This is a genomic window from Streptomyces sp. NBC_01171, from assembly GCF_045039805.1.
GTDB lineage: Bacteria > Actinomycetota > Actinomycetes > Streptomycetales > Streptomycetaceae > Streptomyces.
This window is the reverse complement of record NZ_CP108609.1, coordinates 2,419,044-2,437,615: the sequence shown is the minus strand read 5'-3', so window position 1 is coordinate 2,437,615 and position 18,572 is coordinate 2,419,044. Positions and strand designations below refer to the sequence as shown.

Annotated in this window: 16 protein-coding genes; 9 read left to right on the top strand and 7 right to left on the bottom strand. The window is 71.4% G+C overall.

The window, feature by feature from the left end; translation table 11 throughout:
• The first annotated feature begins 2 nt into the window (after positions 1-2).
• Entirely contained in the window at positions 3-620 is a 618-nt protein-coding gene (locus tag OG448_RS11035; RefSeq protein ID WP_405553165.1) for an OmpA family protein, read from the top strand.
• 5 nt (positions 621-625) lie between these two features.
• On the opposite strand, the gene OG448_RS11030 is transcribed toward OG448_RS11035, so the two are convergent.
• Positions 626-982: a DUF192 domain-containing protein gene (locus OG448_RS11030; protein ID WP_405553163.1), complete on the bottom strand. Its 357-nt coding sequence runs from the start codon at positions 980-982 to the stop codon at positions 626-628.
• Positions 983-1,063: 81 nt separating this feature from the next.
• On the opposite strand from OG448_RS11030, the gene OG448_RS11025 reads away from it, so the two are divergent.
• The 6 genes from OG448_RS11025 (at position 1,064) to OG448_RS11000 (ending at position 7,842) form a co-directional block, all read left to right on the top strand.
• Positions 1,064-1,540 carry a GNAT family N-acetyltransferase gene (locus tag OG448_RS11025; RefSeq protein ID WP_405553161.1) on the top strand — a complete coding sequence of 159 codons (477 nt, stop codon included), beginning with the start codon at positions 1,064-1,066 and terminating at the stop codon, positions 1,538-1,540.
• A 32-nt stretch (positions 1,541-1,572) separates the two neighbouring features.
• Positions 1,573-2,355, top strand: a complete 783-nt coding sequence (locus tag OG448_RS11020; protein WP_405553159.1) for a methyltransferase domain-containing protein — start codon at positions 1,573-1,575, stop codon at positions 2,353-2,355.
• A gap of 387 nt (positions 2,356-2,742) precedes the next feature.
• Complete coding sequence (locus tag OG448_RS11015) at positions 2,743-3,516, top strand: isoprenyl transferase (protein ID WP_405553157.1); 774 nt, start codon at positions 2,743-2,745, stop codon at positions 3,514-3,516.
• 371 nt (positions 3,517-3,887) lie between these two features.
• Positions 3,888-5,213, top strand: a complete 1,326-nt coding sequence (locus OG448_RS11010) for a PhoH family protein (RefSeq protein WP_405553155.1) — start codon at positions 3,888-3,890, stop codon at positions 5,211-5,213.
• A gap of 400 nt (positions 5,214-5,613) precedes the next feature.
• Entirely contained in the window at positions 5,614-6,333 is a 720-nt protein-coding gene (locus OG448_RS11005; RefSeq protein WP_207228972.1) for a transglycosylase SLT domain-containing protein, read from the top strand.
• 153 nt (positions 6,334-6,486) lie between these two features.
• Positions 6,487-7,842 (top strand): AI-2E family transporter, encoded by a 1,356-nt coding sequence (locus OG448_RS11000; protein ID WP_405558757.1) that lies wholly within the window; start codon positions 6,487-6,489, stop codon positions 7,840-7,842.
• A gap of 57 nt (positions 7,843-7,899) precedes the next feature.
• Here the strand turns inward: OG448_RS11000 and OG448_RS10995 are convergent, their stop codons facing one another.
• A complete protein-coding gene (locus OG448_RS10995; RefSeq protein ID WP_405553153.1) occupies positions 7,900-8,433 on the bottom strand; it encodes an alkyl hydroperoxide reductase in 534 nt (177 codons plus the stop codon).
• Positions 8,434-8,436: 3 nt separating this feature from the next.
• Entirely contained in the window at positions 8,437-8,991 is a 555-nt protein-coding gene (locus tag OG448_RS10990) for a peroxiredoxin (RefSeq protein ID WP_135783929.1), read from the bottom strand.
• A gap of 135 nt (positions 8,992-9,126) precedes the next feature.
• Between OG448_RS10990 and OG448_RS10985 the strand changes: the two genes are divergently transcribed.
• Positions 9,127-10,092 (top strand): hydrogen peroxide-inducible genes activator, encoded by a 966-nt coding sequence (locus OG448_RS10985; protein ID WP_405553151.1) that lies wholly within the window; start codon positions 9,127-9,129, stop codon positions 10,090-10,092.
• Between the two features lie 4 nt (positions 10,093-10,096).
• Here OG448_RS10985 and OG448_RS10980 read toward each other — a convergent pair whose 3' ends face one another.
• From OG448_RS10980 to OG448_RS10970, 3 genes are read right to left on the bottom strand one after another with little or no spacing between them, the layout of a single operon-like run.
• Positions 10,097-12,442 (bottom strand): FtsX-like permease family protein, encoded by a 2,346-nt coding sequence (locus tag OG448_RS10980; protein ID WP_405553149.1) that lies wholly within the window; start codon positions 12,440-12,442, stop codon positions 10,097-10,099.
• Positions 12,439-13,128 carry an ABC transporter ATP-binding protein gene (locus OG448_RS10975; protein WP_405553147.1) on the bottom strand — a complete coding sequence of 230 codons (690 nt, stop codon included), beginning with the start codon at positions 13,126-13,128 and terminating at the stop codon, positions 12,439-12,441. Before OG448_RS10975 ends, OG448_RS10980 begins: the two co-directional genes overlap by 4 nt.
• The gene (locus OG448_RS10970) at positions 13,125-13,649 is read right to left on the bottom strand and encodes a PadR family transcriptional regulator (protein WP_391760701.1); all 525 of its coding nucleotides are present in this window, start codon (positions 13,647-13,649) and stop codon (positions 13,125-13,127) included. Before OG448_RS10970 ends, OG448_RS10975 begins: the two co-directional genes overlap by 4 nt.
• A gap of 234 nt (positions 13,650-13,883) precedes the next feature.
• Between OG448_RS10970 and OG448_RS10965 the strand changes: the two genes are divergently transcribed.
• A complete protein-coding gene (locus OG448_RS10965) occupies positions 13,884-16,235 on the top strand; it encodes a transglycosylase domain-containing protein (RefSeq protein ID WP_405553146.1) in 2,352 nt (783 codons plus the stop codon).
• 68 nt (positions 16,236-16,303) lie between these two features.
• On the opposite strand, the gene OG448_RS10960 is transcribed toward OG448_RS10965, so the two are convergent.
• Positions 16,304-18,382, bottom strand: coding sequence for a SpoIIE family protein phosphatase (locus tag OG448_RS10960; RefSeq protein ID WP_405553144.1), 2,079 nt, complete (start codon positions 18,380-18,382; stop codon positions 16,304-16,306).
• Between the last annotated feature and the right edge of the window lie 190 nt (positions 18,383-18,572).

Sequence of the window (18,572 nt, the reverse complement as noted above, 5' to 3'; positions counted from 1 at the left end):
CCGTGACCACCACCCGTCTCGCCCGCCTCCTGGCAGTCGCCGCGACCGCGGCCCTCCTCACCCCGCTGACGCCCGCCCACGCGGACGGGCCCAGTGAGCCGCCTGGGACCGAGCCGAGCGCCGCCGCGCCCGTGGAAGTGGACCCCACCGATCCGGATCTGAAGCTGCCGGAGGGAGCCACGCTCGCGGCAGCGAAGGTGCTGGACATCAAGTCGGTCGTCGAGGACCAGAGCGGGGACGAGCGCCGCGAGGACACGAACGCCGACGTGACCTTCGCCCTCCAGGCGGAAGTCCTCTTCGGCAAGGACAGCGCCAAACTCGGCCCGGAGGCCCGCGCCCGCATCACCGCCATCGCCGAGGAGATCGAGAAGCAGAAGGCCACCCGCGTACGCGTCTTCGGCTTCACCGACAACCTCGGCTCCTCCGCCCACGGCGACGTCCTGTCCAAGCGCCGGGCCAACGCCGTACAGGCCGTACTGGACCAGGACCTCAACGCCCCCGACGTCACCTTCGAGGTACGCGGCTACGGCGAGCAGTACCCCATCGCCGACAACTCCACCGAAGCGGGCCGCAAGAAGAACCGCCGCGTGGAGGTCTCCTTCCCCCGCACCGCGCAGTAGCGCGCCTACCCCACCGACACCGAGACCCCCGCCACCAGCCCCCACTCGGCCATCACCCCGGCCCCGGCCTCCAGCACGTGCCGGGACCGGAGCCGGGGCAGCCCCAACCGCCCCGGCGCCATCGTGCGCACGGCCAGCACCCGGAACGAACGGTCCAGATACGCCACGTCGATGGCCATCCGCATGCCGAAGGTGTGCACACTCCCGGCCGGCGACAGCAGCAGCGCCCCCTCCACCGCGTCCCGCCCGAGCAGCCCCCTGGTCCGCGCCCGGTAGGACACCGCCCGCTCCAGCGGCACGCTCACCTCGCCCCCCTGCCGATGAACCGTCAGAGTCCCGTGCCCGTCCCGCCAGCGCGCCATCCGGCCCCACCTCCGCCGGGACCGTACCCACCGTGCACAGGCCGCACGCGATTGTCAGTGCCCCCTGCCACACTCCGGACCATGACAGCCGAGCAAGAAGACGTACGCCTGCGTGGCGTGACCGAGGACGACCTCGAACTCTTCCTCGTCTTCGAACACGACCCGGAGGCCGTCCGCAGGTCCCGGTTCACCCCGCGCCCCCGGGACGCGTTCCTCACCCACTGGCGCACCCGCATCTTTCCCGACCCCGACTGCCTGGTGCGGACGGTCACCGTGGACGGCGAGGTCGCGGGCAACGTCGTCTCCTGGACGCAAGACGGCAGACGCTTCGTCGGCTACTGGCTCGGCCGCCCCTTCTGGCGCCGGGGCATAGGCAGCCGGGCCCTCGGCCTCTTCCTCACCGAGGACCCCGTACGCCCCCTGTACGCCGACCCCTTCGCCGGCAACACCGCCTCGGTCGCTCTGCTGGAGAAGCACGGCTTCGCGCGGGTGGGAGAGCCGGACGAGGAGGGGTACGTACTCCTGGTCCTCGACGGCCCGGCCGCGAAAACCGCGTGACGCCGCGCCCCCGGCTCCAGAACCATGCCCCCATGGACAGGACTTTCGAGGAGCTGGTGGCCGAAGGCGCCGCCGTGCCCACCGACGGCTGGGACTTCTCCTGGTTCGCGGGCCGGGCCACGGAGGAGCGCCCGGAGTGGGGCTACGCCCGTTCGGCGGGGGAGCGGCTGGCTCGGGCGCGGTCGGCGCTCGACCTCCAGACCGGCGGCGGGGAGGTGCTCGACTTCGCGCTGAAGCAGGCCGCCCCGGCCCACCCCGCGCTGCTCGCGGCCACCGAGGGCTGGCCGCCGAACGTGGCCAGGGCGACCGCACTGCTCGCCCCGCACGGAGCGGTGGTCGTCGCCGCACCGGACACCGCGCCCCTGCCGTTCGCCGACGCCGCCTTCGACCTGGTGCTCAGCCGGCACCCGGTGACCCCGGAGTGGCCCGAGATCGCACGGGTGCTCCGGCCGGGCGGTACCTACTTCGCCCAGCACGTCGGACCGGCGAGCGCGTTCGAGCTGGTCGAGTACTTCCTCGGGCCGCAGCCGGAGGCGGTGCGCGGGGGCCGGGACCCCGAGCGGGAGCGGGAAGGGGCTCAGGCGGCCGGGCTGGAGGTCGAGGAGCTGCGGACGGCGCGGCTGCGGATGGAGTTCCACGACATCGCCGCCGTCGTGCACTTCCTGCGCAAGGTGGTCTGGATGGTGCCGGGCTTCACCGTCGAGGCGTACGAGGAGCGGCTGCGGGCGCTGCACCGGGAGATCACGGCGGGCGGCCCGTTCGTGGCGCACAGCACGCGCCATCTGTTCGTGGCCCGGAAGCCGGCCGTCGCTTAGCGGAATCGTCAAGTCACCGTTCGTCGGCGGGGTCGTCCGTGGGAGGGACCCTGGACGGGGCTCGCCGGGGTCGCTGAAGTGGCGTAAAAACCTGATGATCGTTCGCTGAGGGGACGGATCGCCTGGGAATCCGCTGTGAACCGGCCACCGGATGCCCCTGAACCAAGCGTTCCGCGCTCACCATGGCGTCGCTGGGTGACTCCGCAGCGTAGTTGTGGCGCGCCGGGGCACGCTTCTGCCCTCACGAAGGGTTATGGTGGAAACCCCCCCTCGGGCCGGTCCGTCTCCCCCCCACGGACCGGCCCGTTTTTCTTGGGCGGAAAGCGCGCGGGTAGGCTCGCCCCTCGCGGGGACCACGACCCGCGGCCGTTTTGGAGGGGCTCTCACGTGAACCTGCGCGACAAGCTGCGCTCCCTGCTGGTCAGGGTCTACGCACGCCGGGTGGAAGGTCACCTGGACCACGCGTCGGTGCCGGAGCACATCGGCGTCATCATGGACGGCAACCGCCGCTGGGCGAAGGCCGCGGGTTCCAGCACGGTGCACGGCCACCGGGCCGGCGCCGAGAAGATCGAGGAGTTCCTCGGCTGGTGCGACGAGACCGACGTCAAGGTCGTCACCCTCTGGCTGCTGTCCACGGACAACTTCGACCGGCCGCAGGACGAGCTGGGCCCCCTGCTGGACATCATCGACGGGGTCGTGCGCACCCTCGCCGAGGACGGCCGCTGGCGCGTGCACCACGTCGGCACCCCTGATCTGCTGCCCGCCGGGATGCAGCAGACCCTCAAGCAGGCCGAGGAGAGCACCGCTCACGTCGACGGCATAGTGGTCAACGTCGCCATCGGCTACGGCGGCCGCCAGGAGATCGCCGACGCCGTGCGCTCCATGCTGGCCGACGCCCAGGACAAGGGCGTCAGCATGGCCGAGCTCGCCGAGTCCGTCGACGTCGACATGATCGGCCGCCACCTCTACACCGGCGCCCAGCCCGACCCCGACCTGGTGATCCGCACCAGCGGCGAGCAGCGGCTCTCCGGGTTCATGCTCTGGCAGACCGCCCACTCGGAGTACTACTTCTGCGAGGTCTTCTGGCCGGCCTTCCGCAAGGTCGACTTCCTGCGCGCCCTGCGCGACTACGCGGCCCGGCACCGCCGCTACGGCGGCTGACCGAGGCCCCGCGCCCGCACCAGGACACACCAGGCACCCCGTCGGCACCCGTCCGGCGGGGTGCTCCTGTGTACCCGGCCTCGCCCGGAAGTAACAAGGAGTTCACCGGCCTGCCGGTGGCCGCTTCTGCATGGTCGCGCGAGTTCGAGGGCATAACGCTCTCAGGCCGACACCCGAACCACGGGCGTCGGACTCAGCGGGCGGCACGGGGTCGCCCGCCCGGGAGGTCCTTTGCACCAGCCCGACCGTGCCTCACGCGCACGGCAGCAGTGGCGGAGGGCCGGTCTGCGGCCCGCCGCGCGCGGGGACCTGAGACCGGTCCAGTTCCACCTCGTCGCTCCCCGACCTCTTCCGAGGGGGTACGTCCTTCCGTGGTGACCAGCACAAAGCGCCACAAGCCCGACCGGCGCACCTATGTTCTCGACACCAGCGTCCTGCTGGCCGACCCCAATGCCGTGACCCGGTTCGAGGAGCACGAGGTAGTGCTCCCGATCGTCGTGGTCACCGAGCTGGAGGCCAAGCGGCACCATCCCGAACTCGGGTACTTCGCCCGCCAGGCCCTGCGCCTGCTGGACGACTACCGGGTCAGGTACGGCCGACTCGACGCCCCCATCCCGATCGGGGAACTCGGCGGGACCGTCCGTGTCGAGCTCAACCACTCGGACCCCAGCGTGCTGCCCAGCGGCTACCGCCTGGGGGACAACGACTCCCGCATCCTCGCGGTGGCCCGGAATCTCCAGGCCGAGGGGTTCGACGTCACCGTCGTGTCGAAGGACCTGCCGCTCAGGATCAAGGCGTCCTCGGTCGGTCTGCTGGCCGAGGAGTACCGCGCCGAACTCGCCATCACGGACTCCTCCGGCTGGACCGGCATGTCCGAGCTGACGCTCCCAGGTGAACAGGTGGACATCCTCTTCGAGGAAGGCCATGTGTTCGTCCCCGAGGCGTCCGAGCTGCCCGTGCACACCGGACTGACCATCCAGTCCGAGCGCGGCAAGGCACTCGGCCGCATCACCCCGGACGGCAACGTCCGGCTGGTGCGCGGCGACCGGGAGGCGTTCGGCATCAAGGGCCGCAGCGCCGAGCAGCGCATCGCGCTCGACCTGCTGCTCGATCCGGACGTCGGAATCCTCTCCATGGGCGGCCGGGCGGGCACCGGCAAGTCGGCGCTGGCGCTGTGCGCCGGCCTGGAGGCGGTCCTGGAGCGCCGTCAGCACCAGAAGGTGATGGTCTTCCGGCCGCTGTACGCGGTCGGCGGGCAGGAACTCGGCTACCTGCCGGGCAGCGAGTCGGAGAAGATGGGCCCCTGGGCCCAGGCGGTCTTCGACACGCTCTCGGCGGTCACCAGCCGGGAGGTCATCGAGGAGGTCACGGCGCGCGGGATGCTGGAGGTCCTCCCACTCACCCACATCCGCGGCCGCTCGCTGCACGACGCCTTCGTGATCGTGGACGAGGCGCAGTCGCTGGAGCGCAACGTGCTGCTGACGGTGCTCTCCCGGATCGGCGCCAACTCGCGGGTGGTGCTCACCCATGACGTGGCGCAGCGGGACAACCTGCGTGTCGGCCGCTACGACGGCGTGGTGGCCGTCGTGGAGAAGCTGAAGGGGCATCCGCTCTTCGCGCACGTCACGCTGAACCGGTCCGAAAGGTCCCAGATCGCGGCGCTGGTGACCGAAATGCTGGAGGACGGCCACATCTGACCCGTCTTCGGACAACCACAGGCGCCGCCCGGAGAAGCCAAGGAGCTTAGCCGGGCGGCGTCTGCGTGCGCGGGTATTTCCTGAATTCCCTTGGGCCAAACGAGGTGTGAGCTTTCACACGCAACTCGGAATTGCCACTCGCCGCCGGGTTACGGCAGAGTCTCAGTCCTGTCAGGCCCCGCATACGACACACCTGTACCCCGAGGCACGTTCCAGCCCCCCGGCAGGCGCGATCCACGGAGCAAGTCGCCAACTCCATAGCGTCGTCGTATGCCGCCCGAGCATCACGCGGCGCTCCCCGTGCGGGAGTTCCCACCGGGCCCGTGTCTCCTGTGACCCTTCAGTTGGGAGGCCAGTGTCGGGGGCAAGATTGCGTCCGCCACGGTCACCGAAGCGGGCGATGCTGGAAGGAAACCGTGTGAGCCGGATTTCGGTCCGGGGATTCGCAGTGGCCTCCGCCACCGCGGTCACCGCCGTAGGAAGCGTCGTCGGAGTTGCCTCGGGCAGCGTCGCGCAGAACAACGACGCCGAGCCGACGGCTGCCGACACCACGCTCCTCGCTGAGCTCCCCGCGGATCAGCAGGCGCAGGTTCAGACCGCGTCCCTGACGCAGCAGGCGGACGCGCAGGCCATCGCCGCCGACGCGAGCGCCAAGAAGGACGCGGAGGCAGCGGCCCGCAAGGCCGCCGCCGAGACGGCCATCGCCAAGAAGAAGGACGCCGAGAAGGCGGCCGAGCTGGCGAAGGAGCGCGCCGAGACCAAGGCCGCCGCCGCCGCCAGCCGCAGCGATGTCCGCGACGTCTCCAGCTTCGCCCCGCAGAGCAGCTACTCCGTCGCCCAGATCCAGGCCATGGCCCGTCAGATGGTGGGCGCCGGCCAGTTCCAGTGCTTCAGCAACATCGTCGACCACGAGTCGAGCTGGAACTACCGTGCCGTGAACGCCTCCTCCGGTGCCTACGGCCTCTTCCAGGCCCTGCCCGGCTCCAAGATGTCCTCGGTGGGCGCCGACTGGCAGACCAACCCGGCCACCCAGATCAAGTGGGGCCTCAACTACATGGACAGCCGCTACGGCAGCCCGTGCGAGGCGTGGACCTTCTGGCAGGCCAACCACTGGTACTGAGCGGCTTCCTGACACCCGGCCGCGCGCAGCCCCTCCCCCTCACGGGGTGAGGGGCTTTCGCACGGTACGGTCGTCCTCGCACGGCTCCTCCGCGTGACGAAGCGCGCCGGAGTGGGCCCGGGACGCGGGGGAAGGGTACGGAACATGACGCGAATGCCAGGATGGCTCGGCCGGCTCGGTGCCGGGCTGACCGAGATGAGCGAGCGCCTGGACGAGCGCCGCGCCGAGGTCCAGAAGGAACACGCCGGACCCGAAGGGCCCCCCGAGGCGCTGGCCGTACCCGCGCCGCGCCCGGCTCCGTCCACCCCGCGCCCCGACCCCGCGCACGCCGTGCCGTGGGGGGTGCGGGTCGCGGCCGAGGCGGGCTGGCGGCTGCTGGTGCTGGCCGGCACGGTCTGGGTGCTGATGCGGGTCATCAGTGCCGTCCAGCTCGTGGTGTTCGCGTTCGTGGTGGCCCTGCTGGTGACCGCCCTGCTCCAGCCGACCGTGGCCCGGCTGATGCGGTACGGCATGCCGCGCGGTCCGTCGACGGCGCTCACCGCCATATCGGGCTTCGTGATCATCGGGCTGCTCGGCTGGTTCGTGACCTGGCAGGTCATGGAGAACATCGACACCCTCTCCAGCCAGATCCAGAACGGCATCGACGATCTGCGCAACTGGCTGCTGAAGAGCCCTTTCCACGTCACCGACAAGCAGATCAACCAGATAGCCAAGAACCTCCGCGAGGCCGTCGGAGCCAACACCGACCAGATAACTTCCGCCGGACTCGAAGGGGTTCAGGTCGTCGTCGAGGCGCTGACCGGCATCCTGCTGGTCTTCTTCTCGACGCTCTTCCTGCTCTACGACGGCAGGCGGATCTGGGAGTGGTTCCTGAAGCTGGTGCCCGCCGCCGCCCGTCCGGGTGTGGCCGGTGCCGGTCCGCGCGCCTGGGCCACCCTGACCGCGTACGTGCGCGGCACGGTGCTGGTCGCGCTGATCGACGCCATATTCATCGGCCTGGGCATCTACTTCCTCGATGTGCCGATGGCGGTGCCGCTGGCGGTCTTCATCTTCCTGTTCTCGTTCATCCCGCTGGTCGGTGCGGTCGCCTCCGGCGCGCTCGCCATCGTCGTCGCGCTGGTGACGCAGGGCGTGTTCACCGCTCTGATGACGCTGGTGGTGGTGCTCGCGGTCCAGCAGATCGAGGGCCACGTCCTCCAGCCGTTCATCCTGGGCCGGGCGGTGCGGGTCCACCCGCTCGCGGTGGTCCTCACGGTCGCGGCCGGCGGCATGGTGGCCGGCATCGGCGGCGCGGTGGTGGCCGTACCGCTGGTGGCGGTGACGAACACGGTGGTGGGGTACCTGCGGAAGTACTCGGCGGACCAGCACCGGCCGGTTGCGGACATCGAGGACCCGGCCGCCGCGACGGCCGAGGGCGAGCCTGCCGTCCAGGCCGAAGGGGAGTCGTCCGGGGACACCGCCCCCGAGGACACCCGCGAAACCACCGAAGGCCCCGCTCACCAGGTGTGAGCGGAAACCACCGAAGGCCCCGCTCACCAGGTGTGAGCGGGGCCTTCGAGCGCGGTACTACTCGGCGAGGACAGCCTCTGCCTCGAGGGTGACGCCGACCGCCTGGATCACCGAGGCGATCTTGAACGCCTCCTGGATCGCCTCGCGCTCGACACCGGCCTTGCGGAGCACCTGCTCGTGCGAGTCGAGGCACATACCGCAGCCGTTGATCGCGGAGACCGCGAACGACCACAGCTCGAAGTCGACCTTGTCGACGCCGGGGTTGCCGATGACGTTCATCCGCAGACCGGCGCGCAGGGTGCCGTACTCGTGGTCCGACAGCAGGTGCCGGGTGCGGTAGAAGACGTTGTTCATCGCCATGATCGCGGCGGCGGACTTGGCCGCGGCGTACGCCTCGGGCGAGAGGTTGGCCTTCGCGTCCGGCTCCAGCTCACGCAGCACGATCGGGGAGCGCGAGGCGATCGCGGTCGCCAGCACGGTGCCCCAGAGCTGCTGGGCCGGGAGGTCGGAGTTGCCGATGACCGAGCCCAGGTTGAGCTTCAGGTCCTTGGCGTAGTCCGGGACGCGGGACTTCAGCGAGTCGAGCGACATGGGTCACTCACCAGCCAGCAGCGCGACCGGGTCGAGGGTGTCCTCGCCCTTGCTCCAGTTGCACGGGCACAGCTCGTCCGTCTGGAGGGCGTCGAGGACCCGCAGGACCTCCTTGGGGTTACGGCCGACGGAGCCGGCGGTCACCATGGTGAACTGGATCTCGTTGTTCTGGTCGACGATGAAGACGGCGCGCTTGGCGAAGCCGTCCTCGCCCTCGATGCCCAGGTCGCGCATCAGCTCGTGCTTGGAGTCCGCCATCATCGGGAACGGCAGGTCGGTCAGGTCCGGGTGGTCCTTGCGCCAGGCGTGGTGGACGAACTCGGAGTCACCGGAGAAGCCGAGGACCTGCGCGTCACGGTCGGCGAACTCGTCGTTCAGCTTGCCGAAGGCCGCGATCTCGGTCGGGCACACGAAGGTGAAGTCCTTGGGCCACGCGAAGACGATCTTCCACTTGCCCTCGTAGGTCTTGTGGTCGATCGTCTCGAACTCCTTGCCCTTCTCCAGCGAGACGCAGGCGGTCAGTTCGAACTCGGGGAACTTGTCACCGACAGTGAGCACGTGCTCTCCTTGCAGCGCGGGGACACCCCAGCTTGCGGGATGTCTCCCATGGGTTGGACTGGGCCGATGGTGGCACAGGGTGGATTGATTAGTGAAATAGCTACACTCGGTCTGGTTGATTGGAGGTGGCTATCAGTGACCATCAGTAGTGGCAAGCGAAAGCAGCCGACCCTGGCGCAGTTGCGTGCCTTCACCGCGGTCGCCGAGCATCTGCACTTCCGGGACGCGGCCGCCGCCATCGGGATGAGCCAGCCCGCGCTGTCCGGGGCGGTCGCCGCGCTGGAGGAGACCCTCGGCGTGGCCCTGGTGGAGCGTACGACCCGCAAGGTGCTGCTCTCGCCCGCCGGGGAGCGGCTCGCGGTGCGGGCCAAGGCGGTGCTGGCCGAGATGGGCGCGCTGCTGGAGGAGGCCGAGGCGGTACGGGCGCCCTTCACCGGCGTGCTGCGGCTCGGCGCCATCCCGACCGTCGCCCCCTATCTGCTGCCGACCGTGCTGCGCCTGGTGCACGAGCGCTATCCGCAGCTCGACCTCCAGGTGCACGAGGAGCAGACCGCCAGCCTGCTGGAGGGCCTGCACTCCGGACGGCTCGACCTGCTGCTGCTCGCGGTGCCCCTCGGTGTGCCCGGTGTGAGTGAACTCCCGCTGTTCGACGAGGACTTCGTGCTCGTCACCCCGCTCGACCACGAGCTCGGCTGCCGCAGCGGCATACCGCGTGAGGCGCTGCGCGAGCTGAACCTGCTGCTGCTGGACGAGGGGCACTGTCTGCGCGACCAGGCCCTGGAGATCTGCCGGGAGGCCGGCCGGGAGATCCGGGGCGGGGGCGCGGCCCCGGTCACCACGACCGCCGCCGGACTCTCCACCCTGGTCCAGTTGGTCGCGGGCGGCCTCGGTTGCACCCTGCTGCCGCGCACCGCGATACGGCTGGAGGCGACCCGTGGCAGCAAGGTCCTCACCAGCTCCTTCGCCGGTCCGGCCCCGAGCCGCCGGATCGCCCTCGCCATGCGCACGGCCGCGGCCCGCTCCGCCGAGTACGAGGAACTGGCCGCGGCCCTGCGCGAGGCGATGAGTCCCCTGCCCGTACGGATCGTGGGCGCGGACTGAACGGCTACTCGGTGCGCAGCCCGTCCGGGCGGGTCATGCGGAGCAGCGGCGGCAGGGTGAGCAGGGTGACCACGAGGACGACGCCCGCGCCGACGCCGGTCAGCGCCAGGACGTCGGGCCAGACAACGGTCACCTCGGCCGCCGACATCCGCAGCAGCACCGCGCCCAGGCCCACTCCCACCGCCGCGGCCAGCAGCAGGCCCAGCGTGATCGGCAGCGCCGACTGCCACAGCACCGACAGGCCGAGCGTGCGGCGCCGGGTGCCGAACGCGACCAGCGCCGACAGCAGTTTGCGCCGCTCGCGCAACTGCTCCAACTGGGAGACCAGCAGGCTCGCACCGATCAGTACCAGTACACAGGAGGCGCCGATCAGCATGCCGGTGCGCAGGGAGGTGTACCGGGCGGACGTCTCGGTCGGCGTCACGGCCATGATGTCCGCGACCGGGTCGACCCGCGCGGCGGTGTTGCGCACGTACTCCTGCACGTCCGGCAGCCCCTGGTCCATCCGTACGAAGACCTCGCCGGACAGCGCCGGTCCGGCGGCCTTCGGGAGCGCGGCCGGGGTGACCAGCAGGCCGTTGGCGCGGGGCATCAGCGAGTCCTCGCGGAACGTCGCCCAGCGCAGGTGCTCCGGGATGGCGATCGGCACCGAGAGGCCCTGGATGTCGGCGTACGCGGGGTCGATGTAGGCGTCGTGGCCGGGGCGCAGCACGGCGTCGCGGGACGAGCGGTCGAACGCGGTGCCGTATTCCGGGCCGGCCAGGGCGAAGGTGTCGCCGTCGCGGCAGGACGGCAGGTGCGCCAGCTCCCGCAGCGAGGCACAGTCGCCCACGACCATGTCGAGCGCGGCGTCCGCGTCCCGCGGCTTCTCGCCGAGCGAGGCGGTGGCCAGACCCACCGACGCCCGCACCCCCTTGGTCCGGGCGACCGCGGCGGCGGCCGGCCCGACGCGGGTGTGGTCGGCGAGGGCGATCTCCAACTGGGCGCGGGACGGGTCCTTCCCGGTGTTCTCCTCGTACTGGCCCTGCACACCCGCGAACAGCATCTGGAGCGCTATGGCACCGGCGACGGCGACCGCGACACCGTTGACCGTACGGGCCGCCGTACCGCTGCTCAACTGGAGCCGTCGAACGGCCAGTTGCCAGGAGAGCGGACCCGGGTCGAGCCGGGCGACGGCGCGTTCCACCAGCCAGGGCAGCAGGGCGGTGACGCCGATCAGGAGCAGCAGGACACCGGCGATGACCAGGTACTGGTTGAAGTCGCCGTTCGAGTGGCCCTGGCCGATCATCGGGTAGAGCATCGCCAGGCCGGCCAGCGGCAGCAGCAGCCGCCACCACAGCCGGCGCCGGGCGGGCACGGCGGTGCGCACCACGCCGAGCGGCTCGATCACCACTCCGCGCATGGCCAGCAGGGTGACCAGCACCGCGCACGCCGGGACCGCGAGCGCGACCAGCAGGGCGAGCAGGGGAGAGGGGTCCAGGTAGGCGGGGTAGAAGCTCTCGCCCATGACCGTCACCGAGCCGGCGAGCTGCCGTCCGGCCAGGAAGAGGCCGGCGCCGATGACGAGCCCGATCAGTGAGCCGGCCAGCGCCTCGCCCGCCGCGATCCGGCGGGTCATCCGGCCGTCGGCGCCCACCAGCCGCAGCGCGGCCAGCCTGCGGTCGCGGCGCTCGCCGCCGAAGCGCACGGCGGCGGCGATGAACACCGCCACCGGCATCAGCAGCACCACGAACACGACCAGCACCATCATCAGCAGCACCGGGTCGGCCTGTTCGGACTCCGACTGCGGGTCGCCGAACGAGCGCAGCCGCTCGGTGCGGGCACCCCCGGCCTTGGGCTTCAGACCCTCGGCGCCCGCGTAGTAGACGAGTTCGCGCGGGCCGAGCAGCCCCTTCGCGCCGATGGTGCCGGTGATCCGGTACGGCAGCCGCTCGCGCAGCAGCTTCGCCTCGCCGGAGGCGAGGAGTTCACCCAGCGCGGGGGAGACCAGCATCTCGCCCTTGGCCGGGAAGCGGTCGATGCCCGGCGGCATCGGGGCCTTGGGGCCCTCGGGTTCGAGGAGACGGCCCCGGATCGACTTGGTCCGCCACCAGGTGTCGGTGGCCGCCAGCAGCAGGGTGTCGTCGCCCTTGGGCCGCGGGTGCACGGCGAACGTGTAGTCGGACCGGGCCTCCTCCACCGCGTGGCGCGCGGAGACGATGCCAGGCAGTGCGGTGGTGAGCAGCAGCAACGCCACGCCCATACCGACGCCGACCGCGGTCAGCGCCGTACGGACCCACCCCTCGCGCCCCCCGGTCACGGCGAACCGGGCCCCCATCCCCAGGTCACGGGCGTACTGCCGCACGCTCATGCGCTGCGCTCCATGTCCCGCGACCGGCCGTCGCGCACGACGATCTCGCGGTCCGAATAGGCCGCCACCCGTGCCTCGTGGGTGACGAGGACGACGGCCGCGTTGGTCGAGCGGGCGGCGTCGGTGAGCAGCTCCATCACGCGCTCGCCGTTGAGCGAGTCCAGCGCGCCGGTCGGCTCGTCGGCGAACAGGACGCGGGGCCCGGTGACCAGTGCCCGCGCCACCGCGACCCGCTGGCCCTGGCCGCCGGAGACCTCACCGGGCCGCTTGCGCCCGAGATCGTCCACCTCCAGGCGCTCCATCCAGGCGAGCGCGGCCCGCTCGGCCTCCTTGCGCGGGCGGCCGTTCAGTCGCAGCGGCAGCGCCACGTTCTCCACGCAGGTCAACTCCGGGACGAGCTGGCCGAACTGGAAGACGAAGCCGAACTCGCCCCGCCTGAGGGCACTGCGCTCGGTGTCGCTCATGGTGGTCAGCTCGCGTCCGGCGTAGGTGATCGAGCCGGAGTCGGGCCGGACGATCCCGGCGAGGCAGTGCAGCAGGGTGGACTTGCCGGAGCCGGAGGGGCCCATCACGGCGACGACCTCGCCGGGGTGGACGGAGAAGGCGGCGCCGTCGAGGGCGGCGGTGGGGCCGTAGGACTTGCGCAGGTCCTGGGCGACGAGCAGGGAGCCGTCGGGCGGGGTCATGCGACCACCTCCGTGCGAAGTTTGTCGAGGCGTGCCGCGGTCAGTTCCAGCCATCTGAGGTCGGCCTCCAGATGGAACAGGGCGTGGTCGCAGATCAACTGGTCGGCCAGGTCGCCCTTGCGCTTGCGGTCGGTGAGGACGCGCATGGTGCGCAGGTGCTCGGAGCGCTGGGTGTCGAGGACGTCGGCGGCGTCGCGGTGGGTCAGCAGGGCCAGCACGACCTTGGTGTACAGGGTCGAGCGGAGGTAGTCCTCCGGCTTCTCCGGGCTGGCGAGCCAGCGCTCGACGTCCGTGATGCCGGCGTCGGTGATGGCATAGCGCTTCCGGTCGGGCCCGTCGCCCGCCTCGATGCCTTCGACCTCCACGAGGCCGTTCTTCAGCAGCCGGGACATGGTCGCGTAGACCTGCCCGTAGGCGAGCGGCCGGTCGTGGCCGAAGGTGTCGTCGAAGGCCCGCTTGAGGTCGTAACCGTGCCGGGGGCCGGACTCCAGGAGCCCTAGAAGGGTGTGACCGATGGACATGGCGAGCACTCTACACACGGTGTATACCCCCAGTGCATAGGGGTGCGCGGAACGGGCAACTCCACTTTTTCGGGCGTCCCCACGGGCAACCTTGAACCCTTCCTGCCCGTCGGTTCCTTTGGGGTGGGTGCTCATTCTCACGTCCGTAAAAGAGTGGATCGGGCGCTCTTTGTCACATAGAGGGGTGTTAGCTTTCGGAGCTGACCCCGAGACGGAAGCGGAGCCAAGGGACCCATGGGACGAGCGGACGAGAGACGAGCGCGACAGCGCGGCGGCCACCGCGCGGCACCCGGACGCCGTTCGGCAGCCCCGGCCTCCGAGCCCTCCGGCGGTTCCGGCGGCAAGCCCGCCAAGGGCCGAATACGCCGGCTCTTCACCTGGAAGAAGATCCTCGGCACGGTCTTGGGCCTCTGCCTGCTGTGCATGGGCGCCTTCGCCGCGCTGTACATGTCGGTCGACGTCCCCGCGGGCAACGTGGCCGCCCAGCGGCAGAGCAACGTCTACAAGTACAGCGACGGCACGGTCCTCGCCCGCGACGGCAAGGTCAACCGCGAGATAGTCGACCTCGCCAAGGTGCCCCGCAAGGTCCAGCTCACCTTCGTCGCCGCCGAGAACAAGTCCTTTTACACCGACCCCGGCGTCGACCTGAAGGGCACCGCCCGCGGCCTGCTCAACACCCTCGCGGGACGCGGCAAGCAGGGCGGCTCGACCATCACCCAGCAGTACGTCAAGAACTACTACCTGAGCCAGGACCAGACCGTCTCCCGCAAGCTCAAGGAGATGGTCATCTCGCTGAAGGTGGAGCGCGAGAAGTCCAAGGACCAGATCCTCGCCGGCTACATCAACACCAGCTACTACGGCCGCGGCGCCTACGGCATCCAGGCCGCCGCCCAGGCGTACTACCACGTCGACGCCCAGGACCTCTCCGTCCAGCAGGGTGCCTACCTCGCCGCCCTCCTCCAGGCCCCGAGCCAGTACGACTGGTCCACCGCCACGGCGACCGGCAAGCGGCTGGTCACCGACCGCTGGAACTACGTCTTGAACAACATGGTCAAGGAGCACTGGCTCGACCCGGGCAAGCGCGCCGCCCTGAAGTTCCCGGTGCCCAAGGCGCCCAAGGGCGCCCCCGGCATGGAGGGACAGAAGGGCTACCTGGTCTCGCTGGCCAACTCCCAGCTCCAGAACCAGCTCATGAAGCAGGAGGGCATCTCCCGCTCGGAGGCCGAGGCCAAGGTCGAGGGCCAGGGCTGGACCATCACCCTCAACGTCGACCGCAAGAAGCAGGCCGCGCTGGAGCACTCGGTCAAGACCCAGCTCACCAGCAAGCTGGAGCCGAAGCAGCGCCCGGTCGACGCCGACGTCCAGGCCGGCGCGGTCTCCGTCGACCCCAAGACCGGCCGGATCGTGGCGCTCTACGGCGGCCAGGACTACTTCGACCACTGGGTGAACAACGCGGGCCGCCGCGACTACCAGCCCGCCTCCACCTTCAAGCCGGTCATCCTCGCCGCCGCGCTGGAGCACGGTGCCACCACCCAGAGCGGCACGCTGATCGGCGCCGACACCGTCTACGACGGCACCAGCCGCCGCCAGGTCCTCGACCACGGCTCCCGCGTCGGCTTCGCCCCGCCCAACGAGGACGACGCGAACTACGGCCCGATCAGCGTCCAGACGGCGATGAACAAGTCCGTCAACTCCGTGTTCGCGCAGATGGGCGTGGACGTGGGTATGGACAAGGTGATGGACACCGCCAAGCGGCTCGGCATGGACACCGAGGGCATGCAGGCGGTGCCCGCGCAGACCCTCGGCTCCATGGGCGCGAGCCCGCTGGAGATGGCGGGCATGTACGCCACCCTCGACAACCACGGCCGCAAGGTCACCCCGAGCATCATCAAGTCGGCCGAGCAGCAGGGCCGTACGGTCCAGTTGCCGAACCCGGTCGGCGAGCGGGTGCTCGACCGCACCACCGCCGACACCGTGACCTCCGTGCTCACCGGTGTCGTCGACGACGGCACCGCCCGCCAGTCCGTGGCCGACAACGCGCTGCGGGCCGGGCAGCAGGTGGCGGGCAAGACCGGCACCTCCGACTGCGACCGCTCGGCCTGGTTCACCGGCTACACCCCCGATCTCGTCACCTCCGTCGGCCTGTTCGGCGAGGCGCACAAGGACGGCGGCACCGGCTGCGAGGGCGAGAAGGTCAAGCGGTTCGCCCATGTCTCGCTCAAGGGCACCATGGGCGGCGGCCGCGTCAACGGCGGCGGGCCCCCGGCCCAGATCTGGGCGGCCTACACCTTCGGCGTGACCCGTCAGGCCGAGTTCGACCTCGACACCACCCAGGGTGCCGCCGTCGCCCCGACGCCGCCGCCGACCCCCAGCGAGACCCCCTCCCAGACGCCTTCAGAGACGCCGAGCAGCGAACCGCCCACCTCCGAGGCCCCGTCCGAGACGCCCAGCGAGACCCCGAGCGACACCCCGACCTCGACGCCTCCCACCCAGAGTCCGAGCGAGACGCCGACCACCCAGCCGCCGTCCGGGGGCATCACCCCGCGCAACCCGTTCGACCCGGGCCAGCGGGACGACAAGCGGTAGGACCCACGCGCACGACGAAGGGCGCCCGGCATCACGCCGGGCGCCCTTCGCGTCGTACGGGACGGGGGTCAGCCCCCGTGCAGCTCGAACCAGACGACCTTGCCGACGCTCAGCCGGGTCGCGCCCCAGCGCCGGGCCAGCTTGTTGACCAGGTACAGGCCCCGGCCGCCCTCGTCGGTGGCTCGCGCCTGGCACAGCCGGGGAAGCTGCGGCACGTCGTCACCCACCTCGCAGCGCACCACGTCCGTGCGCAGCAGCCGCAGGGTCACCGGACGCGTGGTGTAGCGCACCGCGTTGGTGACCACCTCGCTGACCAGCAGCTCGACGGAGTCGGTGAGGTCCTCCAGACCCCACTCGGCCAGTGCCGTACGGGCCAGCCGGCGGGCCTTGCCGGGCGCGGCGTCCTCCGCGTCCAGCGTCCAGTACTTCACATCGCTGGACGCGATCCCGTCGAAGCGGGCCGCGAGCAGGGCGATGTCGTCGTCCCGGTCGCCGGGGCCGAGCATGTCCAGCACCTCGTCGCACAAAGCCTCCAGCGGCGGCGGGTGGCCCGGGCCGGTCAGTTGCGCGGTCGCGGTCAGCCGCTCCCGCAACTGCTCTATGCCCGTCCACACGTCCCGCAGCCGGGACTCCACCAGGCCGTCGGTGTACAGCAGCAGCGTGGCCCCGGCCGGCGCGTCCAGCTCGACCGCCTCGAAGTCCACCCCGCCCACACCGATCGGCGCGCCCGGCGGCACCCGCAGCACCTCGGCGGTGCCGCCCAGGTGCAGCAGCACCGGCGGCGGATGACCGGCGTTGGCGATGGTGATGCGGTGCGCGACGGGGTCGTAGACCGCGTACATGCAGGTCGCCATGCGGTCCGTGCCCAGGCGCTGGGCCTGCTCGTCCAGGTGGTGCAGCACCTCCTGCGGGGGCAGGTCGAGTCCGGCCAGGGTCTGCGCGGTGGTGCGCAACTGGCCCATGATGGCGGCCGAGGTCATGGAGTGGCCCATCACGTCGCCGACCACCAGCGCCACCCGGCTGCCGGGCAGCGGGATCGCGTCGTACCAGTCGCCGCCCACCCGCGCCGTCTCCGCCGCGGGCAGATAGCGCGAGGCCAGCCGCACACCGGTGGGGTGCGGGAGGGTCTCGGGCAGCATGGTGCGCTGCAACTCGTCGGCGATGTACGCCTCGCGGCCGTACAGCACCGCCTTGTCGATGCCGAGCGCGCTGTGCGTGGCGAGCTGCGCAGCGACCAGCAGGTCCTCCGCCTCGAAGGCCAGCCGGTCCGGGCGGCGCAGGAACACCGCCGCGCCGATCACCCGGCGCCTCCCGCGCAGCGGCGCGAGGATCGCCCGCTGTCCGGACGGGACGAGCGCCTCGCCGTCCTCACCGAGCAGCTCGGGCAGCGCGGCGCGGGCGGCGGGGGTGTCCGCGAACACCGGGCGCACCCCGCGCAGCACCTCGTTCAGCGCGCCGCCGGGGCGCACCTCGCACAGCTCGGCGGTGAGCGCGGCCGGGCCCGAGAGCGCGGCCAGCGCCGCCGCCTCGGCGTCCGGCTCCGGGAACGCGGGCGGCAGCAGCAGGCCCTCGGTCTCCCGCTCGTCCGGAATGCGGTCGGTGCGGCGCAGCCGCAGCACCACCGGCCCGGTGGGCCGCTCGTCGCCGACCGGCAGCGGGTCGCGCAGATAGACCAGGATCGCGTCGGAGAAGGTGGGCACGGTGGCGCGGCACAGGCCCATGACGATCTCGTCCAGGTCGAGACCGCGGGCGATGCGCCGGGTGGCCGCGCCGACGAACCGCAGCCGGTCGCCGTCGCGGCGCATCGGCATCGGGCGGCCGGGCGGGCTACCGCGGCCGGTACGCCGCTCCTGGCCGCCCGGTGAGCGCTCCTGCTCGGCGCCCGGCTGGGCGGGAATGGACTCCGGCGCGGGCCTCGGACGGTGTTCCCCCACGCTGGACTTCGCGCGCGCGGGAGGTTCCCCCATGGGCTCGGCGGCGGCAGGCTGCGAGTGCTCAGGGCCGTTGACTGGGCGCTCCTTCTTCTTGTTCTTCCCCGTGCCCGCGCCGCCCCGGGTCTGGGCCGGTGCGCCCAGCAGCGCCCCGCGCACGGCGGGGTCGACGCCCGGCTGGGGGCGTCCGCAGGAGGAAGTGGGCTGCTCCGTCACGCGTGTCGAATCCGTCCGTCCGGGGCTGCGCGCCGGGCGCGCAGGAGATGCCGCCGAAGTCCCGATACCCGGATTACGTGCCCCAGGAACGGAATTCCCGCGTGGTCAGGGGTGGTTTCCGCCGAGCGGGTGAACCCCGCGCCGGCCGCGCAGCCGCCCGCCTCGTACCCCTCGCTCACGTGCTCCCGCC